This window comes from Rhizobium sp. LARHSG275 (genome assembly GCF_052871115.1).
On sequence record NZ_JBIXJN010000016.1, the window covers coordinates 24,517 to 46,773 of the forward strand.

Annotated in this window: 23 protein-coding genes; 13 read left to right on the top strand and 10 right to left on the bottom strand. The window is 60.9% G+C overall.

All coding sequences use genetic code 11. From position 1 onward, the window contains the following. Positions 1-25: 25 nt before the first annotated feature. Positions 26-1,039: a porphobilinogen synthase gene (gene hemB / locus ACIPSK_RS21515; protein WP_017963773.1), complete on the bottom strand. Its 1,014-nt coding sequence runs from the start codon at positions 1,037-1,039 to the stop codon at positions 26-28. Positions 1,040-1,333: 294 nt separating this feature from the next. Here hemB and ACIPSK_RS21520 point away from each other — a divergent pair, with 294 nt between their 5' ends. The 7 genes from ACIPSK_RS21520 (at position 1,334) to ACIPSK_RS21550 (ending at position 8,072) form a co-directional block, all read left to right on the top strand. Further along, positions 1,334-1,771: a DUF6163 family protein gene (locus tag ACIPSK_RS21520; protein WP_162117187.1), complete on the top strand. Its 438-nt coding sequence runs from the start codon at positions 1,334-1,336 to the stop codon at positions 1,769-1,771. Between the two features lie 128 nt (positions 1,772-1,899). Further along, the gene (gene ldtR, locus ACIPSK_RS21525; RefSeq protein ID WP_003547156.1) at positions 1,900-2,415 is read left to right on the top strand and encodes a transcriptional regulator LdtR; all 516 of its coding nucleotides are present in this window, start codon (positions 1,900-1,902) and stop codon (positions 2,413-2,415) included. A gap of 434 nt (positions 2,416-2,849) precedes the next feature. Further along, on the top strand, positions 2,850-4,151 hold the full coding sequence (locus ACIPSK_RS21530) for a L,D-transpeptidase family protein (protein ID WP_162117188.1): 1,302 nt from the start codon (positions 2,850-2,852) through the stop codon (positions 4,149-4,151). A gap of 214 nt (positions 4,152-4,365) precedes the next feature. Next, on the top strand, positions 4,366-5,664 hold the full coding sequence (glyA, locus tag ACIPSK_RS21535; protein ID WP_162117189.1) for a serine hydroxymethyltransferase: 1,299 nt from the start codon (positions 4,366-4,368) through the stop codon (positions 5,662-5,664). 9 nt (positions 5,665-5,673) lie between these two features. Beyond that, entirely contained in the window at positions 5,674-6,150 is a 477-nt protein-coding gene (gene nrdR, locus ACIPSK_RS21540; protein ID WP_003547190.1) for a transcriptional regulator NrdR, read from the top strand. 3 nt (positions 6,151-6,153) lie between these two features. Continuing rightward, on the top strand, positions 6,154-7,461 hold the full coding sequence (gene ribD / locus ACIPSK_RS21545; RefSeq protein ID WP_162117190.1) for a bifunctional diaminohydroxyphosphoribosylaminopyrimidine deaminase/5-amino-6-(5-phosphoribosylamino)uracil reductase RibD: 1,308 nt from the start codon (positions 6,154-6,156) through the stop codon (positions 7,459-7,461). Beyond that, positions 7,461-8,072, top strand: coding sequence for a riboflavin synthase (locus tag ACIPSK_RS21550; RefSeq protein ID WP_162117191.1), 612 nt, complete (start codon positions 7,461-7,463; stop codon positions 8,070-8,072). The genes ribD and ACIPSK_RS21550 overlap by 1 nt, the downstream gene beginning before the upstream one ends. An 80-nt stretch (positions 8,073-8,152) precedes the next feature. On the opposite strand, the gene rfbA is transcribed toward ACIPSK_RS21550, so the two are convergent. The 8 genes from rfbA to ACIPSK_RS21590 all read right to left on the bottom strand — a co-directional run bounded on the left by rfbA (position 8,153) and on the right by ACIPSK_RS21590 (position 15,491). Further along, a complete protein-coding gene (gene rfbA, locus ACIPSK_RS21555) occupies positions 8,153-9,022 on the bottom strand; it encodes a glucose-1-phosphate thymidylyltransferase RfbA (RefSeq protein ID WP_026154098.1) in 870 nt (289 codons plus the stop codon). 10 nt (positions 9,023-9,032) lie between these two features. Next, positions 9,033-9,920: a dTDP-4-dehydrorhamnose reductase gene (gene rfbD / locus ACIPSK_RS21560; RefSeq protein ID WP_162117192.1), complete on the bottom strand. Its 888-nt coding sequence runs from the start codon at positions 9,918-9,920 to the stop codon at positions 9,033-9,035. 3 nt (positions 9,921-9,923) lie between these two features. After that, positions 9,924-10,979, bottom strand: coding sequence for a dTDP-glucose 4,6-dehydratase (gene rfbB, locus ACIPSK_RS21565; RefSeq protein WP_162117193.1), 1,056 nt, complete (start codon positions 10,977-10,979; stop codon positions 9,924-9,926). A gap of 17 nt (positions 10,980-10,996) precedes the next feature. Then, positions 10,997-11,563, bottom strand: a complete 567-nt coding sequence (rfbC, locus tag ACIPSK_RS21570) for a dTDP-4-dehydrorhamnose 3,5-epimerase (RefSeq protein WP_162117194.1) — start codon at positions 11,561-11,563, stop codon at positions 10,997-10,999. A 24-nt stretch (positions 11,564-11,587) separates the two neighbouring features. Next, positions 11,588-13,564 carry a glycosyltransferase family 1 protein gene (locus ACIPSK_RS21575; protein ID WP_162117195.1) on the bottom strand — a complete coding sequence of 659 codons (1,977 nt, stop codon included), beginning with the start codon at positions 13,562-13,564 and terminating at the stop codon, positions 11,588-11,590. Between the two features lie 310 nt (positions 13,565-13,874). Further along, on the bottom strand, positions 13,875-14,390 hold the full coding sequence (locus ACIPSK_RS21580; RefSeq protein ID WP_162117196.1) for a GNAT family N-acetyltransferase: 516 nt from the start codon (positions 14,388-14,390) through the stop codon (positions 13,875-13,877). A gap of 26 nt (positions 14,391-14,416) precedes the next feature. Further along, positions 14,417-14,917 carry a cupin domain-containing protein gene (locus ACIPSK_RS21585; RefSeq protein WP_162117197.1) on the bottom strand — a complete coding sequence of 167 codons (501 nt, stop codon included), beginning with the start codon at positions 14,915-14,917 and terminating at the stop codon, positions 14,417-14,419. A 214-nt stretch (positions 14,918-15,131) separates the two neighbouring features. Further along, a complete protein-coding gene (locus ACIPSK_RS21590; protein WP_162117198.1) occupies positions 15,132-15,491 on the bottom strand; it encodes a hypothetical protein in 360 nt (119 codons plus the stop codon). Positions 15,492-15,837: 346 nt separating this feature from the next. Here ACIPSK_RS21590 and ribH point away from each other — a divergent pair, with 346 nt between their 5' ends. The 3 genes from ribH (at position 15,838) to ACIPSK_RS21605 (ending at position 19,117) form a co-directional block, all read left to right on the top strand. Then, complete coding sequence (ribH, locus tag ACIPSK_RS21595) at positions 15,838-16,293, top strand: 6,7-dimethyl-8-ribityllumazine synthase (protein WP_064251491.1); 456 nt, start codon at positions 15,838-15,840, stop codon at positions 16,291-16,293. Between the two features lie 3 nt (positions 16,294-16,296). Continuing rightward, entirely contained in the window at positions 16,297-16,779 is a 483-nt protein-coding gene (nusB, locus tag ACIPSK_RS21600; protein WP_017959878.1) for a transcription antitermination factor NusB, read from the top strand. 199 nt (positions 16,780-16,978) lie between these two features. Further along, positions 16,979-19,117: a sodium-translocating pyrophosphatase gene (locus tag ACIPSK_RS21605; protein ID WP_162117199.1), complete on the top strand. Its 2,139-nt coding sequence runs from the start codon at positions 16,979-16,981 to the stop codon at positions 19,115-19,117. A 97-nt stretch (positions 19,118-19,214) separates the two neighbouring features. On the opposite strand, the gene ACIPSK_RS21610 is transcribed toward ACIPSK_RS21605, so the two are convergent. Next, positions 19,215-19,748 (bottom strand): outer membrane protein assembly factor BamE, encoded by a 534-nt coding sequence (locus ACIPSK_RS21610; protein ID WP_017963789.1) that lies wholly within the window; start codon positions 19,746-19,748, stop codon positions 19,215-19,217. A 136-nt stretch (positions 19,749-19,884) separates the two neighbouring features. Between ACIPSK_RS21610 and ACIPSK_RS21615 the strand changes: the two genes are divergently transcribed. From ACIPSK_RS21615 to plsX, 3 genes are all read left to right on the top strand, one after another. Beyond that, the gene (locus tag ACIPSK_RS21615; protein WP_162117200.1) at positions 19,885-20,541 is read left to right on the top strand and encodes a ubiquinol-cytochrome C chaperone family protein; all 657 of its coding nucleotides are present in this window, start codon (positions 19,885-19,887) and stop codon (positions 20,539-20,541) included. 11 nt (positions 20,542-20,552) lie between these two features. Further along, complete coding sequence (locus ACIPSK_RS21620; protein ID WP_162117201.1) at positions 20,553-21,107, top strand: YceD family protein; 555 nt, start codon at positions 20,553-20,555, stop codon at positions 21,105-21,107. A gap of 98 nt (positions 21,108-21,205) precedes the next feature. Next, positions 21,206-22,252, top strand: coding sequence for a phosphate acyltransferase PlsX (gene plsX / locus ACIPSK_RS21625; protein WP_026154101.1), 1,047 nt, complete (start codon positions 21,206-21,208; stop codon positions 22,250-22,252). Positions 22,253-22,257 lie beyond the last annotated feature (5 nt).

Genomic DNA, 22,257 nt, shown 5'->3' on the forward strand with positions numbered 1-22,257 from the left:
CCAAATGCAATAATCTGCCCCAAAATCACCGCTTTGCGAGAATTTTCGCCACTTCGACCGCGAAATAGGTGAGAACACCGTCGCACCCCGCCCGCTTGAACGACAGCAGCGTTTCGAGCATCGCCCGCTCGCCGTCGATCCAGCCATTCATCGCCGCCGCCTTGATCTGCGTATATTCGCCGGACACCTGGTAGGCGAAGGTCGGCAGGCCAAAGGCCTCCTTCATCCGCCAGCAGATATCGAGATAGGGCAAGCCCGGCTTGACCATCAGCATGTCGGCGCCTTCCTCGACGTCGAGGGCCGCGTCGCGGATTGCCTCGGTGCCGTTGGCGGGGTCGATATAATAGGTCTTCTTGTCGCCTTTCAGCAGCCCGCCCGTCGAGATCGCCTCGCGATAGGGACCGTAGAAGGCGGAGGCGAATTTCGTCGCATAGCTCATGATGCCGACACTCTGGTGACCGGCTGCATCGAGCGCCATGCGGATCGCGCCGATGCGTCCGTCCATCATCTCCGACGGCGCGATGATGTCGGCGCCCGCATCCGCTTGCATCACGGCGGCGCGTGCCACCTGGTCGACCGTCTCGTCGTTGACGATCTCGCCGCCTCTGAGGATGCCGTCATGGCCGTGGCTGGTGAAGGGGTCGAGCGCGACGTCGGTGATGATGCCGATATTGGGCACCGCCTTCTTGATCGCCGCTGTCGCCCGATTGATCAAGTTGTTGGCTTCGAGGCTGTTCGAGCCGGTCTCGTCACGCAGTTCCATCTCGATATTCGGAAAGGTGGCAAGCGCCGGAATGCCGAGGCCGGCCGCTTCCCGCGCGGCTTCGACAGCCTTGTCGATGCTCATGCGGTTGACGCCGGGCATGGCCGCGATCGGATCGACGATGCCGGAACCCGGCACGATGAAGATCGGCCAGATCAGGTCGTCGACCGTCAGCCGGTTCTCCTGCACCAGCCGGCGTGTCCAATCCGCCTTGCGGTTGCGCCGCATGCGGCGATGACCGGTGATGTCGTCGACGAGATGCGTCCTGTCCTGCATGATATCTGTCCTTGGCCCATTCCATTTATCGGAGCGCTCATTATCATGGCGCCTGGAAAATCCAAACCGGACGATTGGCCGCGGCGGAAAAACCTATTCATGTCGCCCGGAAGCGTGCAGCGGTTCCGGGATAGCGACATGCATAAAAACAAGGTGCTTTTATCGCATAACCCCAAAAATCGGAGTGGATTTTCGGGGGTATGCGCCAACGCAATGTTATAGAGCGCCTTTGGCGCGTCTTGTCAGGCGCGCGGCGCTTTTGCGAAGATGCAACCCCGAACCGATGTCTGCGCTATGGAAACCGAATCCCCGACGATACCGAAACACACACTGGCGGATATCCTCTTCATTCTCTTCCTGAGACTGGTTGCCGTATCCTGCTTCTGGTTCGGCCTGCAATATTGGGCGATGCTCGTCGGTTATTCGCTGGTCGGCGCCGGCCGCTTCGATCTTTTGAGCCTGCCATGGAAGGTGGCGAGCACCAGCCTCGCCGTGCTCTTCCCCGTCGCCTCCCTCGGCCTCTGGCTCACCGTCTCCTGGGGACCGGTCATCTGGGTGCTGGCCGCCGGCGGACAAATCCTCATGTATGGCCTGCTGCCGGATATTTTCGGCCCCAACCAGCTGATCATCCTGCTGCATGTCATGGTCGCCGTCGTCTACTTGATTTTCCGCCTGCTGCTGTGGCTGGAAAAGCGCCGGCACCGCCGCCAGGTAAGTGTTGATTTACCCTGAGACAACGTGGGGTTACCGGTAAGGCTCCGTTAAGCCTGCGGTTTAAGTCGAATTTTATATGTATTCGATAGGGTCTCACTCAAGGCGGGAAGAGAACACACCGCCAAACAAACAGTGAGGCAGTCAATATGAACACGAAAATCAAGCCGCAGGCGGTATCGACCTTCCGTGACCAGCAGGACCACGACATCCGTGATCTTTACATGGAATCCCTTCATCTCGTTGAACGTCTGCACCGTCGTCTTCTCGACGTCATCAAGGACGAATTCGACCGTCAGGGTCGCAGCGACGTCAACGCCATCCAGGCGCTGCTGCTTTTCAACATCGGCAATTCCGAGCTGACCGCTGGCGAGCTGCGCTCGCGTGGCTACTATCTCGGCTCCAACGTTTCCTACAACGTCAAGAAGCTGGTCGATCTCGGCTTCATCAACCATCAGCGCTCGCGTATCGACCGTCGCTCGGTCCGCATCAGTCTGACCGAAACCGGCCAGGACATCGCCGAAACGGTGGCCAAGCTCTACGAACGCCACATCGCCTCGATCGACAAAGTCGGCGGCATCGGCACCGACGAGTTCACCCAGATGAACAAGCTGCTCCAGCGCCTGGACCGTTTCTGGAACGACCAGATCTTGTACCGCCTATAAGACCCCTGACCTCCTTCCAGGGTTGCAGAAAATCGGACGTGTTCCCTGCACGTCCGATTTGCCGTTTATATCCGCGTGGCATCTTTGCAACGCATGGCAGACAAGCACAAAGGCCTGTATTCAAGCCGTTTTTTAGCCGTTATTAACCGGCACGCTTACCCGTCATATGGTTCGTTGCGTCGTGTTTCCGGTAGCCGGCAGTCCTTCTACCCAGCCGGCAACACGAATTGGCCATATTGGTGTGGCAGCGGAAGGCTTAACAACCGGCGCTTTCAATTGACCGATCAGGAATGTTCAGGCTGCCGCATCGCGATCTTGTGATGGGGCAAGCGGAATTTTTTTGATGCGCCGGGATGACTGGGATCTGCGTTGAAGCGCAGTGATATCGCAAAGAGCCGCAGATCTCTTTATAGCGGCATTCAGTGGTTGGGACTATGTCGAAGAAAAACGGAATTGAAGCTCTCTCGCGCCGCGCTTTCCTGGCGTCCGCGGCAACGATTGGCGCCGGCGCGCTTGCCGCGCCGGCATTCGCGCAATCGGCGCTCGATACGCTGATCAATGCGCCGCGCCGCGGCAACTGGGACGACCAGTTCGACGCCAAGGCGGCGTCGCGCACGGCGACCGCCATGGTTTCCAACACGCCGATTCTCGGACCCCAATCGGTCGCAAGCGCGCAGCAGGCGATTATGCAGTATCAGCAGATTGCCGCAGCCGGTGGCTGGCCTGAGGTCAATCCCGGTGACCAGCGTCTGCAACTCGGCGTCAACTCTCCCGCCGTCCAGGCGCTGCGCCAGCGCCTGGCGATCACCGGTGATCTGCCGCGCGAGGCCGGCCTGTCCAATGCCTTCGATTCCTACGTCGATGGTGCGGTCAAGCGCTTCCAGGCCCGCCACGGTCTGCCGTCCGATGGTGTTCTCGGCGAATTCACGCTGAAGGCGATGAACATTCCTGCCGATGTCCGCCTGCAGCAGCTGAACACCAATCTGATTCGCCTGCAGACCTTCCCCGAAGACATGGGCCGCCGTCACCTGATGGTCAACATCCCGGCCGCCTATGTGGAGGCTGTCGAAGACGGCAGTGTCGCGACGCGCCACACCGCGGTTGTCGGCCGTCTCAGCCGCCCGACGCATCTCGTCAATTCGAAGATTTACGAGGTCATCCTCAATCCTTATTGGACGGCGCCGCGCTCGATCGTCGAGAAAGACATCATGCCGCTGATGCGCAAGGATCCGACCTATCTCGAAAAGAACGCCATCCGCCTGATCGACGGCAAGGGCAATGAAGTCGCCCCCGAGACCGTCGATTGGAACGGCGAAGCACCGAACCTGATGTTCCGTCAGGACCCCGGCAAGATCAACGCCATGGCGTCGACAAAGATCAATTTCTACAACAAGAACGGCGAGTATATGCACGACACGCCGCAGCAGGGCCTGTTCAACAAGCTGATGCGCTTCGAATCGTCGGGCTGCGTCCGCGTCCAGAACGTCCGCGACCTGTCGAACTGGCTATTGCGCGAGACCCCCGGCTGGAACCGCCAGCAGATGGAGCAGGTGATCGCAACCGGCGTCAACACACCGGTCAAGCTCGCCACGGAAGTTCCGGTCTATTTCGTCTACATCTCCGCCTGGGGCATGCCCGACGGCATCGTCCAGTTCCGCGACGACATCTATCAGATGGACGGCAACGCCGAGCTGGCGCTTGACACCACGGCTGGCATGGAACAGCCGGTCCAGTAAGCGGCGACTCTGCATCGTGATTTGAGAACCGCGCTTTCGGGCGCGGTTTTTTATGTCCGAGGAGACGCTCCTCGATGCGGTCGCCAAGTATCGGCGCGGCGCGGCCGCAAAAGAGCGTGAGCGCGCGCTTTGCTCAGCAAATGTCGTTCTCCGTATTGCTCTCGCCACAGCGGAAGGCTAATACCTCAGCGCATTCCAGTTGAGGAGCCCGCCCATGACCAATGCTTCCACCGAATCCTTCTTCAATCGCTCGCTTGCGGACGTCGATCCGGACATTTTCGGCGCGATCGGAAAGGAACTCGGTCGCCAACGGCACGAGATCGAACTGATCGCTTCTGAGAACATCGTCTCCCGCGCCGTGCTGGAAGCCCAGGGCTCCATCATGACCAACAAATATGCCGAGGGTTATCCCGGCAAGCGTTATTACGGCGGCTGCCAGTTCGTCGATATCGCCGAGGAACTGGCAATCGAGCGCGCCAAGAAGCTGTTCGGCGTCAATTTCGCCAACGTCCAGCCGAATTCCGGTTCGCAGATGAACCAGGCCGTGTTTCTGGCGCTGCTACAGCCCGGCGACACCTTCATGGGTCTCGACCTGAATTCGGGCGGCCACCTCACGCATGGTTCGCCGGTCAACATGTCCGGCAAGTGGTTCAACGTCGTCTCCTACGGCGTGCGCGAAGGCGACAACCTGCTCGACATGGATGAAGTCGCCCGCAAGGCCGAGGAAACCAAGCCGAAGCTCATTATCGCCGGCGGCACTGCCTATTCTCGCATCTGGGACTGGAAGCGCTTCCGCGAGATCGCCGACTCGGTTGGCGCCTACCTCATGGTCGACATGGCCCACATCGCCGGCCTTGTTGCCGGTGGCGTTCATCCGTCGCCATTCCCGCATTGCCATGTCGCGACGACGACGACCCACAAGTCGCTGCGCGGCCCGCGCGGCGGCGTCATCCTCACCAATGACGAGGATCTGGCGAAGAAGTTCAATTCGGCCGTCTTCCCGGGTCTTCAGGGCGGCCCGCTGATGCACATCATCGCTGCCAAGGCTGTTGCCTTCGGCGAGGCGCTGCAGCCGGAATTCAAGGATTATGCCGCCCAGGTCGTCAAGAACGCCAAGGCGCTGGCCGAAACGCTGATATCGGGTGGCCTCGACGTCGTCTCCGGCGGCACCGACAACCACCTGATGCTGGTCGACCTTCGCAAGAAGAACGCCACCGGCAAGCGCGCCGAGGCAGCGCTTGGCCGCGCCTACGTCACCTGCAACAAGAACGGCATTCCCTTCGATCCGGAAAAGCCCTTCGTCACCTCGGGCGTGCGCCTCGGCGCACCGGCCGGCACGACCCGCGGCTTCAAGGAAGCCGAATTCCGCGAGATCGGCAATCTGATCGTCGAGGTCCTCGACGGCCTGAAGGTCGCCAATTCCGATGAAGGCAACGCTGCCGTCGAAGCCGCGGTGCGCGGCAAGGTGGTCAATCTCACCGACCGCTTCCCCATGTATGATTACTTGGGATAAGGAGTAGGGATGCGCTGCCCCTATTGCGGTTCGGAAGATACTCAGGTCAAGGATTCGCGCCCGGCGGAGGACAACACGTCCATCCGCCGGCGGCGCATCTGTCCGGATTGCGGCGGCCGCTTCACGACGTTCGAGCGCGTGCAGTTGCGCGAGCTGATGGTCATCAAGAAGACCGGCCGCAAAGTGCCCTTCGACCGCGACAAGCTGGTGCGCTCCTTCGAAGTGGCGTTGCGCAAGCGCCCCGTCGAGCGGGACCGCATAGAGCGCGCCGTCTCAGGCATCGTCCGCCGGCTTGAAAGCTCCGGCGAGACCGAGATCTCCTCCGAGCAGATCGGCCTGCAGGTGCTGGAAGCCATGAAGAGCCTCGATGATGTCGGCTTCGTGCGCTACGCCTCGGTCTACCGGGATTTCTCGCTTGCCGAGGATTTCGAGAAGGTCATTTCCGAGATCAACGCCAAGATTGCCCGCGACCCGCTGGACAGGTGAGCCATGAGCATCACGCCGCATGACGAACGTTTCATGGCGGCGGCGATCCGCCTGTCGCGCTGGCATCTCGGCCGCACGGCCACCAACCCCTCCGTCGGCTGCCTGATCGTCAAGGATGGCGTCATCGTCGGCCGTGCCGTGACGGCGCTCAGTGGCCGCCCGCATGCCGAGACGCAGGCACTCGGCGAAGCAGGCGTGCTTGCCCGCGGCGCGACCGCCTATGTGACGCTTGAGCCCTGCTCGCATCATGGTAAGACGCCGCCGTGTTCCGAGGCGCTGATCGACTATGGCGTTGCCCGCGTCGTCATCAGCGTCACCGATCCCGATCCGCGGGTTTCAGGCCGCGGCATCGCCATGCTGCGTGAAGCCGGCATAGAGGTGGATGCCGGCGTGCTGGAGGCGGAGGGCCGGCAGTCGCTCGCCGCCTATCTTACCCGCCAGACGAAGAACCGGCCCTATGTGACCGTCAAACTTGCCGTTTCTGCCGATGGCATGATCGGCCGCGAGGGGGAGGGGCAGGTGGCGATAACAGGCCCGGAGGCCCGCGCCCAGGTGCAGGCGCTGCGCGCCGAAACCGATGCCATCCTGGTCGGCATCGGTACCGCGATTGCGGATGATCCGCTGCTGACTGTGCGTTTGCCAGGTCTTCAATCGCAATCGCCGATCCGCATCGTGCTCGATCCCTCGCTGGCATTGCCGTTGACCAGCAAGCTTGTGGAGACAGCGCGGGAAGTGCCTGTTATGGTGGTGGCGAGTGAGGAAGTGTGGCCGTTGTCATCGGATGCGGAGGGATTACCCCCCTCTGCCCTGCCGGGCATCTCCCCCACAGGGGGGGAGATCGGCAAGAGGCGCGATCCGAATTCCCCAGTTTCCGATGGTGATGGTTTCGCCTTGAGGCAAGACGTAGGGCAAGGGGCTAACCCCGACCCGATCTCCCCCCTCGTGGGGGAGATGCCCGGCAGGGCAGAGGGGGGTGCCTCACCCCCCGACATGGACTCCCGGCGCGCAGCCCTTGAGGCCGCCGGCGTTGAGGTCGTTCATTGCAATCCCTATCATCCGGAAGTCTTGCTGCCGGCACTCGCGACGCGCGGTATTTCCTCGCTTCTGGTCGAGGGTGGTGCAAAGACGGCGCGGCTTTTCCTCGAGGCTGGCCTCGTTGACCGCATCCAGCTTTATCAGGCGCCTGTCGTCATCGGCGAGCGCGGTATTGAATCGCCGCTGACGAGATCCGACATACCATCGGGTTTTGCCCATACGGGCACGCTGATGTTCGGCGGCGATCGCCTGGACGAATACGAAAGAGGGCTTTGATGTTCACTGGAATAGTCACCGATGTCGGCACGGTTGAATCCGTTTCTCCCCTGAAGGAAGGCATCCGCCTGCGGGTCGCGACCGCCTATGATCCCTCAACCATCGACATGGGTGCCTCGATCTCCCATGCCGGCATCTGCCTCACCGTCACCGGCCTGCCGCAGCAAGGCAGCAATGGCCGCTGGTTCGAGGTTGAGGCCTGGGAAGAGGCGCTGCGGCTGACGACGATCGCCACCTGGCAGGAAGGCAGCCGCATCAATCTCGAACGGTCGCTGAAGATCGGTGATGAACTCGGTGGCCACATCGTTTCCGGCCATGTCGACGGCAAGGCGGAAATCCTCTCGGTGACAGCAGAGGGCGACGCCACCCGCTACCGCCTGCGCGCGCCCGAACATCTGGCGAAATTCGTCGCCCCCAAGGGTTCGATCGCACTCGACGGTACTTCGTTGACGGTCAATGCGGTCGACGGCACGGATTTCGACGTGCTGCTCATCCGCCACACGCTCGAAGTCACCACCTGGGGCGAGCGCAAGGCCGGTGATTTCGTCAATTTCGAAGTCGACACCATGGCGCGCTACGCCGCCCGGCTGGCGGAATTCCCTGCTGGATAACGCCGCCAACCGGAATTGGACGCGGCGCTCTAACACGTAAATCGAATGATCTCGCCGTTGTACTGCGCCGGCCGGATAGCTCACCAATCCGGGGACAGCTTCGTCAGATACTGGCCGTAGGCGCTCTTGCCGAGCTTCTCGGCGAGCTTGGCGAGGTCGTCCTGCGAGATGTAGCCCATGCGCCAGGCGACTTCTTCAGGGCAGGCGATCTTGAAGCCCTGGCGTTTCTCCAGCGTGCTGACGAAGCCTGCGGCATCGAGCAGGCTGTCCGGCGTGCCGGTATCGAGCCAGGCATAGCCCCGGCCCATCAGCTCTACAAAAAGCTGGCCGCGCTCGAGATAGGTGCGGTTGACGTCGGTGATTTCCAATTCGCCGCGCGGTGATGGCTTCAGGTTGGCGGCGATATCGACCACCTGCTGGTCGTAGAAATAGAGGCCGGTCACCGCCCAGTTCGATTTTGGCTCCTTCGGTTTCTCCTCGATCGACAGCGCATTCATTTTTTCGTCAAAGCCGACAACGCCATAGCGTTCCGGATCGGTGACGTGATAGGCGAATACCGTCGCGCCTTCCCGCCGACTCGTGCCGGATTTCATGATTTCCGGCAGTCCGTGCCCGTAGAAGATGTTGTCGCCGAGAACGAGTGCCGAGCTGTCGCCGTGCAAGAAGTCGGCGCCGATGATGAAGGCCTGGGCGAGGCCGTCCGGGCTCGGCTGTACGGCATAGGTCAGCGAAATTCCCCATTGCGAGCCGTCGCCGAGAAGGCGCTTGAAGGCTTCGATGTCGTGAGGCGTAGTGATGATCAGCAACTCCCTGATGCCGGCGAGCATCAGCGTCGTCAGCGGATAGTAGATCATCGGCTTGTCGTAGACCGGCATCAACTGTTTCGAGACGGCCTGCGTGATCGGATGCAGACGCGTGCCCGTGCCGCCGGCGAGAATAATCCCCTTCATGCCCATCTCCCTAAAGACCTTTATTCAAGAGGTCTTGCATGACAATCTTCATAGACTGCTTCCACTCCGGCAGCCGGATACCATATGTTCTGGCGAGCTTGTCACCGTTGAGACGTGAATTGGCGGGACGCTTGGCCGGTGTCGGATAGTCCGCGGTCGGGATGCGCTCGACGCCGACGTTTCTGCCGCCGGATTGGGAAAGCTCCGTGAATATCTCTTCGGCGAAATCAGCCCAGCTTGCTTCGCCGCTGCCGGTCAGGTGAAAAGTGCCGCGGAGCGATGGCTCAGGGTCCGCTACAACTCGGGTTGCGATCGCAACAATCGCATCGGCGATGTCGAGTGCCGAGGTCGGGCATCCTGTCTGATCGGCGACAACGCGAAGATGATCGCGCGTCTCGGAAAGCCGCAGCATTGTTTTCAGGAAATTGGTGCCAAAGGGCGAATAGACCCAGGCGGTGCGCAAGATGACGTGGTTCGGGTTCGCCGCCGCGACGGCCTTCTCGCCTGCGAGCTTCGAACGCCCATAGACGGAGATCGGCGCCGTCGCATCCTCTTCGGAATAGGCAGAGGTCTTGTCGCCGCTGAAGACGTAGTCGGTCGAAATGTGGATGACCGGGGCCCCGATCCGCGCGGCAGCCTCGGCAACCGCCCCGGCGCCTGCTGCGTTGACGGAAAAAGCAAGCTCGGGTTCGCTCTCGGCCTTGTCGACCGCCGTATAGGCGGCGGCGGAGACGATCACATCCGGCCGCAGAGCCGAGAAGGCGGCTGCGATGCTTGCAGGATCCGCGAGGTCCATTTCCGGGCGCCCGACCGCGCTGATTTCGACGCCCATTTCGGCGCCACGTCTGAGCAGCGACTGAACGACCTGGCCCTGTTTGCCGGTGACGGCAATGCGCATCGCTTATCGTCCCTTGAAAACGCCGAGGCGTTCGCCGGAGTAGACGTTTTCGCGCAGCGGCCTCCACCACCATTCGTTTTCCAAGTACCAGTGCACGGTCTTCTCGATGCCAGTTTCGAAGGTCTCTTGCGCCTTCCAGCCGAGTTCGCTTTCGAGTTTGGAGGCATCGATCGCATAGCGTGCGTCGTGTCCGGGACGATCGGTGACGTTGTTGATCAGACGTTTATGCGGTCTCTTGTCACTGTAGACGTCGTCGAGAATAGCGCAGATGCGATGAACGACATCGATGTTCCTGCGCTCATTGCGACCGCCCACATTGTATTTTTCGCCGGGGCGCCCTCTGGATGCGATCGTGAACAGCGCGCGGGCGTGGTCTTCGACATAGAGCCAGTCGCGGACGTTCGCGCCATTGCCGTAGACCGGAAGAGGCTTGCTCTCCAGTGCGTTCAGGATCATCAGCGGAATGAGCTTTTCGGGGAAATGGAACGGGCCGTAGTTGTTGGAGCAATTGGAGACGACGACGGGCATGCCGTAGGTTCGGTGCCAAGCGATCGCCAGATGGTCGCTCGCGGCCTTGGAGGCGGAATAGGGCGAGGAGGGATCGTAAGGCGTCGTTTCCTCGAAGAGGCCCTCGTCGCCGAGCGAGCCGTAGACCTCATCGGTCGACACCTGCAGAAAGCGAAAGGCACTCTTGCGGCGATCCTCAAGCCCATCCCAATAGTGCCGTGCGGCATCCAGCAGACTGAATGTGCCGATGATGTTGGTCTGAATGAAATCGTCCGCGCCCGAGATCGAGCGGTCGACATGGCTCTCGGCCGCGAGATGCATGACGGTATCAGGGCGGAAGGACGCGAATGCTTCCTGCATCCTGGCGCGGTCGCATATGTCGGCGTGCAGGAATTGATAGTTCGGCGCCGATTCGACGGATTTCAGCGATGCCAGGTTGCCGGCATAGGTCAGCGCGTCGACATTCAGCACCTCGGCGCCGATCCCGCTGACGAGATGGCGCACCAATGCCGATCCGATGAAGCCCGCTCCGCCCGTGACCAGTATGCGCATAGTGAATCAATCCCTGGTTACTGTGCTGAATTGGAAAAATGGCTTGGCAGATCGGCGAGCCACGGCAGCGTCTTGTCCTTGTCGGACAACACAATGTCTCCCTCATCGAAGGGCCAGCGGATGCCGATCGCCGGATCGTTCCACGCGATGCCCCGATCATGCTGCGGGCTGTAGGGTGCGGTTACCTTGTAGCTGATGACGCTGTTCGGCTCGATGGTTGCAAATCCGTGAGCGAAACCGGCCGGTATCCAGAGCTGCATGCCGTTTTCCGGCGAGAGCTCCTGAGAGAGCCATTTGCCGAAGCTCGGCGATCCCTCGCGAATATCGACGACGACATCCATGATCCGGCCGGCAAGGCAGCGTACCAGCTTGCCCTGTGCGAAGGGCGGTATCTGGAAATGCAGCCCCCGAACGGTGCCCGCCTGTGCCGAAAGCGATTCATTGTCCTGGATGAATGTGACGTCTGCCACATTTTCCCGGAACCAAGCATCCTTGAATACCTCGGAGAAGTAGCCGCGGTGATCGCCGAAGCGTGGCGGCGTGATCGCAATGATGCCCTCGATGACCGTGGTCTCAATACGCATGATTTACCTTTTCTGCGGCCTTCATCAAGCGTCCGCCCTCATGACGCTCATCAGCATGTCCGCCTGCGAGCGGCTCTGCATAGCCGCAAGGCCCTTCGCGGCAATGGCATGGCGCTCGTCGGCATCTGCGACCAGCTTGTAGCAGCGCTCGATCATGTCGCCATAGGGCTCAATTGCCAAGCCGCCGATGAAGGGCTGAAGGTCCGGATCGCGGATGTTGCCTTCCGTCAGCACGCAAACGCGATTGGCGAGCAGATAGGAAATGCGCACGATCTCGAAGACGCCGCTCGCATAATGATGGATGTTGATCACGATCTTGGCGCGCGCAATCGCCGCATCGCGTTCCGTGCCATAGATGTTGAAGAGATGCGCGACCTCGAGCCCGCCGTCCTTCAGCGTCTTCAGGATATGGTGGCGGCGTTCGTTCATCGAGCCGTAGAAGAGCACGTCGATATCTTTGACGGCGGCGTGCTGTATCTGGCTGAGGCAGCGGCTATAGCCGATTTCGAGCACGCCGGCGTGATCAATGCCCTTGGCGGCGAGATTTTCCCGGTTGCGCGGGCTGTAGTCGAGAACCGGAAACGACTTCAGGATCGAGGTGTAGCGCGAATTGATCCAGATGCTTTCTTCGGACACCTGCTCGAGATTGATGACGACACTGTCCTTCGGCAGATGGCTGACGATTTCGGCCGGGAGAAGATTGCCGCCATAGATGATCGGCGCACGACCGGCGAATGCGTTCATGTCCCGGGTGATCGGTGCCGTGCCGCCGAGTTCCTCGAAGGCGCCCTGTAGGCCAAGCGCGACTTCGTCGAAGGCGTGGCTGTGATTGTAGTTGTCGGGCGTCACGATCCAGATGCAATGACGGTCCCTGTGTGCCTGCCATCCGCCGGCAAAGGGCTGCAAAAGGTTGCGGAGCGGCTGCTCGATCTTCGGCGCGGCTGGTATCGCGGGCCTTTCCGTCCGCACCGGCTGCTGCGATACCGGGGAAGCGTCTGAGGCCTGCTGGGCATAGGTGCGCATCAATTCGCGGCCGCCGATAAATTGGCCGCGCGGCATCCAGCCGGGCGGATCATCAGCCCCCCAGATCAGGTGCGGCTGCTTGATGAGCGGCTGGCGGCCTTGCTGCCACGAGGTCAGGAGAGCCTCGTCACGGCTCTGCAGAAAAGCTTCCTTGGCGGCGAAGAGGCCATGCAGCATTCGGCCGAGGCGGACACCGAACTTCCATTCGAAATCGGCAACGGTCGGTACGAAGGCGGCGATCTTCAGTCCGGAGGCGATAGCCTGCTGGACATAAAGTCCGAGCAGACGCTCGATCACGAAGGGGCGCATCTGCGCGCTGGCATCGCGGGAATAGTGAGCCGAACCGGCATAGGCGGCGCCCGCTGCCGTGCCGGTGCGGGCTTGGTTTTCCAGCGATTCGAGAATGCGTTCGCAAAAGGCGAAATACCCCGACCAGAATTTGCGGTTGCCGCAGAAATAGTTGCAGAACATGAAGGCAGTCTTGTCCTGCGGCGGCGCGATCGGATAGCCGAGCTCCTGGATATGCAGAAAGATCGGCTCCATGCCGGGGTGACCGCCAAGCAGTGAATGCTCCCAGACGTTGCTGTAGATCGCCGCGTGGCCGATCAGCGGGTTGTAAAGATAGGCGTCAGCACCTTCTGCCCTGGCCTTTTCCGCCTCCGTGACAAAAGATGGAAAGCTCGTCACCGACTTCATCTCGAATTTGCTGGAGAGCAGCCCCCAAAACACGTCTTCACCGAGGCCGATCGCCTCGTGATGCTGATGCAGGGTGAGGAAGAGTTCATATTCGCGGGTCGTAGCCTGCGTATTGAACGAGATGTCGAGCGGCATGGCAGCCGCATCGAGCTGGCTGCGCTGCGAAAGATCGAGATAAGGCTGATAGACAATGACGGATCCCGTGCCGGCAGCCTTCTCCGTGAGAAGCGCTAGGTCGGGAAGACCGGCCGGCAAAGAAGAAATGGGCTGATTGATCGTCAAGGTATGTCCTTTGCGAAGAGCGGCCGTCTGCATGGGGAATCCGCAGAACGGCAATTCGAGCCTGTTTGATGCCTACTATTTGAGATGAAGCTTGCGCCACACTGTTCGCAGAACTTTCGCTGGTCAGCATGGAGCGGGTGTGGGCGCTCGACTTCCGTGCTCAGTTTTCTCTAGCCAGCTTTATTGGCTCAGCCGCTTCTGCTGCCAGTATCGCAAAGAGCTGCGATGGCACATTTGGAATTGGGCCGCCTCGGATTATACGCCGCTTTTGTAGACCCCATCATTCGACACGGTAGCCAATTCTCATTCCCTACCGCGAAAACTGGATGATCTCGCCGTTGTACTGCGTGCGCGCCGTCTCGCGGAATCCGAGCTTGGTTGCGACCCGTAGCGACGCCTGGTTCTCGGGACTGATGATGCAGCTCATTTGTTTTTCGGGAAAATGCGTTTCCGCCCAGCTGATCAGGACTTTCAGCGCCTCAGTGGCATAACCGCGGCCGTGCGCCGAGGGCATCAGCGCCCAGCCGACCTCCATCGTCCCCTCGATCGACGGTTCCAGCTCGCGCCGGGATTCCTGGAAGCCCGCTTCACCGATGAACCGGCCGCTCTCCTTTTCGACGATCGCGAAAAAGCCGAAGCCCATGTGATGCCACATGCCGGCGACGCGCAGCATGCGGCTCCAGCTCTGCTCGCGCGTCGACGGCACGCCGGTGATGAAGCGCACGACATCCTCGTCCGCCCATAGTGCCGCATGTGCGTCGAAATCGTCGAGGCGGTGAGGGCGAAGCGTCAGCCGCTCCGTTTCGAGGATTGGAATGTCGGTCACATCGGTCCTTATAAAAAAACACGTCCTCAGGCGCCGGGCTCGCTGTCCCAATAGTCGAGATCGCCTTCCGGCCGTCCGATATGACGAAAGCGCTTGTTTTCTGCACCGTCCCTATTCGTCTTGGCAAGGAATTTTCCGGAATCGGGATATTCGACGATCTCGGTCTTCGCCATCGTCGAAATGCCGAGATAGACGAGTGTGACCATGCCGGTATTGATGATCTGGTGCGCCGTTTCAGGCCCGCCGGCCGGCGCGCCGAGTACGTCGCCCGCCTTGATCGCATGGCGCGCATCGCCGAAGCGGTATTCGCCGGTACCCGCGATCACATAGAAGAGCTCGTCTTCGACGTGGTGGTTGTGGAAGGGGCAGCCCGATTTGCCCGGCGGCACCTCGTTGTAGCTGACGCCGAGGCCGACAAGGCCGATAAGCGTGCTGAAAGAGGTGTCGGTGCTTTCATAGAGCTCGCCCTGTTTCCAGTGGTCGAGCTTGAGATCGGCGGTATTGATCACCGCCTTCGATTCCGTCATGACGTCCTCCTGTTTCAGCAAGAGAAGCCGTCATCCCAGGAGAATTCAATGATTATCTGGGCCTATCTCCGATATCCCCAGCATGGGCGGAGAGGAGACCGCGCCCATGCTTTGAGAGCCGTGCGTCGAATGGAAACGCGAGGGACGCTCGATCACTCAACCCACGCATACCCCCGACGATCGATTCCGGCCTCGGGTGGTATGCGCTGGCGCGTCAGCGGACGTAGAAGGTCAAGCTTCCGTCGGCTGCCTGCTCGGCGTTGACGATGTTGCGGACGTCGACGCCTTCGTTGTTAAGCCTGTGGGCAAGCGACCTGTTGGCGTCGATCGAGGCCTGGATGCCGTGGACGGCCTGGCTGGAACGTTCCGGTGCCGAGCGCGGACCGGTCGTCTCGTCATCGAGATTGCGCCAGTTATGGACCTGCTCGACATTGAAGTCATTGCCCTGGAAGGTCCTGAGTGTCCGCTCGATGCCCTGGGCCGTGTTCATCCCAAGGCTTTCGGCCCGGCTGACGCCGGCAAATGCGAGAGAGGAGAGGGCTGCAGCGATAGTAATGGTGACAACGCGGTTCATGATGGTATCCTTTCATCTGCTTAGACGGTCGGCTGTCGTTGCAGGGGATCGTCTGCGTCACGACATGGAATTGGCGCTCTCCGTTTCGCTATTCAATGGGTTAAGCCACTGAAAACCCATTAAGAATTGTTCATGAAAGCCGCCTTCGAATTGTCGCTTTCCAGGCGTTGAAGAAAGCTGATTTCAGAGGCTTGCCCAGCTGTGCATCTGTGGTGCTGCTATCCCCTTGCAGATATTTCCTCTTTCCTATTGCGGCATCGGGCGAAATTGCTTGCCATTCGGACGAAGGCATGTTTTGACCGCGGGCTGCCGAGTGGGTAAATGTCCCGCCAACCGAAGGTGAACCATGCCGAGAGAGACCGCTCCCCATATTTTGATCGTTGAGGCCCGCTTCTACGACGACATGGCCGACGCCCTGCTCGAAGGCGCGACTTTCGCATTGACAGAGGCCGGCGCCACCTTCGAGGTCGTCACCGTTCCCGGCGCACTGGAAATTCCGGCGGCGATTGCCATGTCGCTCGATGGAGACGACAATGGCGGAACGCATTATGACGGCTACGTCGCCCTCGGTATGGTCATTCGCGGCGAGACCTATCACTTCGATATCGTGTCGAACGAATCCTCGCGCGCCTTGATGGATCTGGCGATCAGCGAGTCCCTTGCCATCGGCAATGGTATCCTGACCGTCGAAAACGACGAACAGGCTTGGGCGCGCGTGCGCCGTTCGGAAAAGGACAAGGGCGGATTTGCCGCTCGTGCAGCTTTGACCATGATCGAGCTGAAGCAGAAACTGGGTGCATAACGAATGAACGACGACAAGACGGAACGGCCGGTCAAGACTGCGAACCAGCGGGGCGCTGCCCGTCTTGCTGCCGTTCAGGCCCTGTATCAAATGGATGTCGGCGGCACCGGCGTTCTGGAGATCGTGGCTGAATACGAGGCGCATCGGCTTGGTCAGGAAATCGATGGCGCGACCTATCTGAAGGCCGATGCCGCCTGGTTCCGTTCCATCGTCTCCGGTGTCGTGCGCGATCAGGTTCGCCTGGATCCGCTGATTGCCGCAGCCCTGCAGGATGATTGGGCCTTGTCGCGCCTCGACAGCACCGTGCGCGCCATCCTGCGCGCCGGTGTCTTCGAGATCACCGACCGCAAGGACGTTCCGGTGGCGGTCATCGTCACCGAATATGTCGAGATCGCCCAGGCCTTTTTCGATGACGATGAGCCGAAGCTCGTCAACGCCGTGCTCGACCGCATCGCAAAGCAGGTCCGCGGCGAGGCGAAGAAATAAGTCTTTAGCCGCCAAACAATCCCCCCTGCGTCTTTCTTCGCACCGCAATGGTTTTCGCCCGTTGCGGTCTTGACGCCACGTGATCGACCACGCAATCTCCGCACCGCTTAGCTGTGGCATTTCTGTGGAGCGGAAGGCGATTCGGCGGCGTATCTGCCGGAGAAGGAGTGAGCTCCGGCCTTTGGGAGGAAAGAGCGAAATGACGATTCTTTTATGCGTAATCGCATGCGGTCTGCTCTCGGTGGTTTATGCCGCCTGGGCAACCCGGTCGGTGCTTGCCGCCGATCAGGGCAATAGCCGCATGCAGGAGATCGCGGGCTATATCCGCGAAGGCGCTCAAGCCTATCTGACGCGCCAGTACAGAACCATTGCCATTGTCGGCGTTGTCGTTTTCATCTTAGCCTGGCTGCTTCTTTCCGCCGAGGCCGCGATCGGCTTCCTGATCGGCGCCCTGCTTTCCGGTGCTGCCGGTTTCATCGGCATGCACGTCTCCGTCCGCGCCAATGTGCGCACCGCCCAGGCGGCTTCCGTCAGCCTTTCCGCCGGCCTCGACATCGCCTTCAAGTCGGGTGCGATCACCGGCATGCTGGTGGCCGGCTTGGCGCTGCTCGGCGTCTCCATCTACTATACGGTCTTGACCGTCGGGCTCGGCCAAGAGAGCGGCTCGCGCGAAGTCATCGATGCGCTGGTGGCGCTCGGCTTCGGCGCGTCGCTGATTTCGATCTTCGCCCGCCTCGGTGGCGGCATCTTCACCAAGGGCGCCGATGTCGGCGGCGATCTCGTCGGCAAGGTGGAGGCCGGCATTCCCGAAGACGATCCGCGCAACCCCGCAACCATCGCCGATAACGTCGGCGACAACGTCGGCGACTGTGCCGGCATGGCCGCCGACCTTTTCGAGACCTATGCGGTTTCGGTCGTCGCCACCATGGTTCTCGCCTCGATCTTCTTCGCCGGCGCGCCGATCCTCCAGTCTGCGATGGTCTATCCGCTGGCGATCTGCGGTGCCTGCATCATCACCTCGATCATCGGCACCTTCTTCGTCAAGCTTGGCGCGAACGGCTCGATCATGGGCGCTCTCTACAAAGGCCTCATCGTCACCGGATTGCTGTCGATCGTCGGCCTTGGTGCTGCTACCTCGCTCACCATCGGCTGGGGATCGATCGGCTCCGTCGCAGGCGCCGACATATCAGGCGCGCACCTCTTCTTCTGCGGCATCATCGGCCTCGTCGTCACCGCGCTGATCGTGGTGATCACTGAATATTATACCGGCACGGGCAAGCGCCCGGTTGTCTCGATCGCCCAGGCCTCGGTCACCGGTCATGGCACCAATGTCATCCAGGGCCTGGCCGTCTCACTGGAATCGACGGCACTGCCGGCGATCGTCATCGTTGGCGGTATTCTCGCCACCTACCAGCTCGGCGGCCTGTTCGGCACCGGCATTGCGGTCACGGCGATGCTCGGCATCGCCGGAATGATCGTCGCGCTCGACGCGTTCGGACCCGTGACGGACAATGCCGGCGGTATCGCTGAAATGTCGCATCTGCCGCCGGAGGTGCGCAAATCCACCGATGCGCTCGATGCCGTCGGCAACACGACCAAGGCCGTTACCAAGGGCTATGCCATCGGTTCCGCCGGTCTCGGCGCACTGGTTCTCTTCGCAGCCTACTCCTACGACCTCAAATATTTTGCGGCGAACGGCGACAAGTTCCCTTATTTTGCCGGCATCGGCGAAATTTCCTTCGATCTTTCCAACCCTTACGTGGTGGCTGGATTGATTTTCGGAGGTCTCATTCCCTACCTCTTCGGCGGCATCGCCATGACCGCCGTCGGCCGGGCGGCCGGCGCGATCGTCGAGGAAGTGCGTCGTCAGTTCAAGGAAAAACCCGGCATCATGCAGGGCACGGAAAAGCCGGATTACGGCAGGGCGGTCGACCTTCTGACCAAGGCCGCCATCCGCGAGATGATCGTGCCGTCGCTGTTGCCGGTGCTGGCGCCCATCGTCGTCTATTTCGGCGTGCTGCTCATCTCCGGCTCCAAGGCCTCCGCCTTTGCCGCCCTCGGCGCATCGCTGCTCGGCGTCATTATCAACGGCCTCTTCGTCGCCATCTCGATGACGTCGGGCGGCGGTGCCTGGGACAACGCCAAGAAGAGCTTCGAGGACGGTTTCGTCGACAAGGACGGCTTGCGCCACATGAAGGGTTCGGATGCGCACAAGGCTTCCGTCACCGGCGATACCGTCGGCGATCCCTACAAGGATACTGCCGGCCCGGCCGTCAACCCGGCGATCAAGATCACCAACATCGTCGCGCTGCTGCTGCTCGCCGTTCTCGCCGGATGAGGCATGCCGCCCGGCTCGGCCCGGCAAACCGGAACAGCGACCATCAAAAAACCCCGCCGGAACGATCCGGCGGGGTTTTCGTATAAGGCTTATCCTATCAGCGCAGGCTGCTCGGATTCTGCGGCGTGCCGCCGGCACCACCGCCGAACAGGCTGCGGGCAGCACTCGCGGCGCTGCCGCCGGAAAGCATCTGCTGCAGGAAGGTGAGTTCCTTGCCGCCGGTCGGCGTGACCCGCCCGATCGTGTCGAACACCTTGCCGTCCTGCAGCGTATAGTTGGCGCGGCGGCTGACGACGCCGTCCTTGTCGAAATAGATGGCCAGAACGCTCTGATCGACGACCTTCAGTTTCTGGAAGGCGACGGCACGCGTGCGCCGCTGCGAGATGTAATAGAAGACTTCGCCGTCGAAGGTCGCCGTCGTCGACGGGGTGCCGAGCGAAAGCAGCACCTGCTCGCGGCTGGAGCCTTCCGGAACGAGGTTCAGCGACTGCTGGTCGGCGACGTAGCCGCCATTGAGCACGGTGCTGGTCTGGCAACCGGAAAGAGCTGATGTGGAGGCGATTATGAAGGCAATGGCCGCACTGCTGAAGAATTTCACGTCAGACTTGAAATACCGTTTATTCAACGACATCTACTCCCTTGAGTGTCGATAGCAGCCATTTGGGGCCTTGCACGCTTTCCTCCTGCAAAACCATTGTGGCCATTCCGGGTCGAATGTCCCGAATTCGCTTCGCTGACGCATCGAAGGCGTCGTCCCGAAACTGGCCATGATCGGCATTGCAATTCGCGCCTGCTTCGGTAAACCAGCTTTCGAAATCATGCAACAAGGCCAGGCGCCAGCCGGCATGAAGAATGAGGCATTTCCGGAAAAAACAATGATCTTCGGGCTCTTCCGCAAGAAAAACAACAATCAGGCGATCGTCGATCGGCAATATGCGGCGTTAGCGGCGGCTGCGCGCATGCCGGAACTCTACGAGTGGCTCAATGTGCCGGATACGGTCATGGGCCGTTTCGAGATGCTGTCGATCGCCATGATTCTGTTTTTTCGCCGCACACGTGCTTCGACCACCAGCGGCCAGGAGATCGCCCAGGAGATCGTCGATGCTTTCTTCCAGGATATCGACTATTCGATCCGCGAACTCGGCATCGGCGACAACAGCGTGCCGAAGCGTATGAAGAAGCTCGCCGGTATGTTTTACGGCCGGCTTGAAGCCTATTCGAAGGCGATGGACACAGGCGATGCCGAAGCGCTCGCTCTCGCTCTTCAGCGCAATATCTACCCCGAAACCTCGGCGCCTGCCGATATGTCCGGCCTCGCCGGATGGATGATGGCCGCAGAATCGCATCTGTCCGCCGTCCCCGAAGAGGTGATCGCTACCGGTTCGGCGACGCTCCCGCCGGTCGCCTACCCACCGGTCACCTGAAGGAGGAAACGATGAAGAACGATCGGGACGGTGTTCCCTTCTCCTATCACGTCAAGGTCGGCCACATCTCGGCCAACCCCGTCGAGGTCCATGTCGAGGCCGACACCAGCGAACTGAAGGCGCTTGCCGAGACCTGGAACGTCGTCTCCGTGGATGATTTGCGCGCCGATCTGCAGATTGCCCGCTGGAAGCGCGACGGCGTGCGCATCAAGGGCCGCGTGCAGGCGAAGATCGTCCAGTCCTGCGTCGTGACGCTGGAACCGGTCGAATCCGCCATCGACGAGAGCTTCGAGCAGATCTTCGTGCCGGAGGGCTCCAAGCTTGCCCGCCAGGCGGGCAACGACGCCGGCGAGATGTTGCTCGATCCGGATGGCCCCGATCTGCCCGAGACCTTCGTCGGCGATACGATCGACGCCGGCGAGGTGGTTGCCGAATTCGCCGCTCTCGCGATCGATCCCTATCCGCGCAAGGAGGGCATCGAATTCGCCGGCCATGTCGAGGACAGCGGCGAGGACGACAAAAAGCCCTCCGCTTTCGCAGCCCTCAAGGACTGGAAAAAGGACTGAAGCCCCTCTGGCATTTGACACAATTCAGTTGTAAGCGACGCCAAAACCGGTATTTTGGCCGAAATTTCGCCCTCGGCGAAAAGAAGGATCAGGGACGCGTGATCAGAATATCTCTCGACCTCATGGGTGGCGACTTTGGTCCCCAGGTTGTCATCCCCGGGGCCGCCAAGGCGCTGGATCGGCATCCTGATATGTCCTTCGTTCTCTATGGTCTCAAGGAACAGTGCGATCCGGTTCTCGCCAAGTTTCCGAAGCTCAAGGAAAAGTCGCTCTTTCACGACTGCGAGCTTGCCGTCGCCATGGATGAGAAGCCGAGCCAGGCGCTGCGCCGTGGCCGTTATATCTCCACCATGTGGCGTTCGATCGAGGCGGTGAAGACGGGTGACGCCGATGTCGCGGTCTCGGCAGGCAATACCGGGGCGCTGATGGCAATGGCGAAGTTCTGTCTGCGCACCATGGCCAATATCGAGCGTCCGGCGATTGCTGCGATCTGGCCGACGCTGAAGGGTGAGAGCATCGTGCTCGATGTCGGCGCGACGATCGGCGCCGATGCACAGCAGCTGATGGATTTTGCCCTGATGGGCGGCGCCATGGCGCGTGCGCTTTTCGAGGTCGAACGTCCGACGGTCGGCCTTCTGAACGTCGGCGTCGAGGAGATGAAAGGCCAGGAGGAAGTCAAGGAGGCCGGCCGGCTGTTGCGCGAGGCGAACATCGATTCGCTCGAATATTCCGGCTTCGTCGAGGGCAACGACCTTGGCAAGGGCACGGTCGACGTCGTCGTCACCGAAGGATTTTCCGGCAATATCGCCCTCAAGACGGCCGAAGGCACCGCCAAGCAGATCGGCGAATATCTGCGTGCCGCCATGTCGCGCACGCTGCTGGCCCGCATCGGCTATCTCTTTGCCAAAAGCGCCTTCGATATGCTTCGCGAGAAGCTCGATCCGAGCAAGGTCAATGGCGGCGTGTTTCTCGGCCTGAACGGCATCGTCATCAAGAGCCATGGCGGGGCGAATGCCGAAGGCATCGCAGCCGCCATCGAAGTCGGCTACGACATGGCCAAGAACGGCCTCAATCAGAAAATAGAAAACGATCTTAAGAAATACCATGCCAAGCGGCTGCCCCCGATGGGCCCGGAAGCGGCATGAGCGAT

Excerpts from the sequence above, each read along its gene's own strand:
- nusB (WP_017959878.1), top strand. The coding sequence starts at position 16,297 with ATGAACGACGACAAGACGGAACGGCCGGTCAAGACTGCGAACCAGCGG.
- ACIPSK_RS21585 (WP_162117197.1), bottom strand. The coding sequence starts at position 14,917 with ATGACGGAATCGAAGGCGGTGATCAATACCGCCGATCTCAAGCTCGAC.
- ribH (WP_064251491.1), top strand. The coding sequence starts at position 15,838 with ATGCCGAGAGAGACCGCTCCCCATATTTTGATCGTTGAGGCCCGCTTC.
- glyA (WP_162117189.1), top strand. The coding sequence starts at position 4,366 with ATGACCAATGCTTCCACCGAATCCTTCTTCAATCGCTCGCTTGCGGAC.
- ACIPSK_RS21615 (WP_162117200.1), top strand. The coding sequence starts at position 19,885 with ATGATCGGCATTGCAATTCGCGCCTGCTTCGGTAAACCAGCTTTCGAA.
- rfbA (WP_026154098.1), bottom strand. The coding sequence starts at position 9,022 with ATGAAGGGGATTATTCTCGCCGGCGGCACGGGCACGCGTCTGCATCCG.
- rfbD (WP_162117192.1), bottom strand. The coding sequence starts at position 9,920 with ATGCGCATTGCCGTCACCGGCAAACAGGGCCAGGTCGTTCAGTCGCTG.
- ACIPSK_RS21520 (WP_162117187.1), top strand. The coding sequence starts at position 1,334 with ATGGAAACCGAATCCCCGACGATACCGAAACACACACTGGCGGATATC.
- ACIPSK_RS21620 (WP_162117201.1), top strand. The coding sequence starts at position 20,553 with ATGAAGAACGATCGGGACGGTGTTCCCTTCTCCTATCACGTCAAGGTC.
- rfbC (WP_162117194.1), bottom strand. The coding sequence starts at position 11,563 with ATGCGTATTGAGACCACGGTCATCGAGGGCATCATTGCGATCACGCCG.
- hemB (WP_017963773.1), bottom strand. The coding sequence starts at position 1,039 with ATGCAGGACAGGACGCATCTCGTCGACGACATCACCGGTCATCGCCGC.
- ACIPSK_RS21590 (WP_162117198.1), bottom strand. The coding sequence starts at position 15,491 with ATGAACCGCGTTGTCACCATTACTATCGCTGCAGCCCTCTCCTCTCTC.
- ACIPSK_RS21530 (WP_162117188.1), top strand. The coding sequence starts at position 2,850 with ATGTCGAAGAAAAACGGAATTGAAGCTCTCTCGCGCCGCGCTTTCCTG.
- ACIPSK_RS21550 (WP_162117191.1), top strand. The coding sequence starts at position 7,461 with ATGTTCACTGGAATAGTCACCGATGTCGGCACGGTTGAATCCGTTTCT.
- rfbB (WP_162117193.1), bottom strand. The coding sequence starts at position 10,979 with ATGCGCATACTGGTCACGGGCGGAGCGGGCTTCATCGGATCGGCATTG.
- nrdR (WP_003547190.1), top strand. The coding sequence starts at position 5,674 with ATGCGCTGCCCCTATTGCGGTTCGGAAGATACTCAGGTCAAGGATTCG.
- ribD (WP_162117190.1), top strand. The coding sequence starts at position 6,154 with ATGAGCATCACGCCGCATGACGAACGTTTCATGGCGGCGGCGATCCGC.
- ACIPSK_RS21610 (WP_017963789.1), bottom strand. The coding sequence starts at position 19,748 with ATGTCGTTGAATAAACGGTATTTCAAGTCTGACGTGAAATTCTTCAGC.
- ACIPSK_RS21605 (WP_162117199.1), top strand. The coding sequence starts at position 16,979 with ATGACGATTCTTTTATGCGTAATCGCATGCGGTCTGCTCTCGGTGGTT.
- ldtR (WP_003547156.1), top strand. The coding sequence starts at position 1,900 with ATGAACACGAAAATCAAGCCGCAGGCGGTATCGACCTTCCGTGACCAG.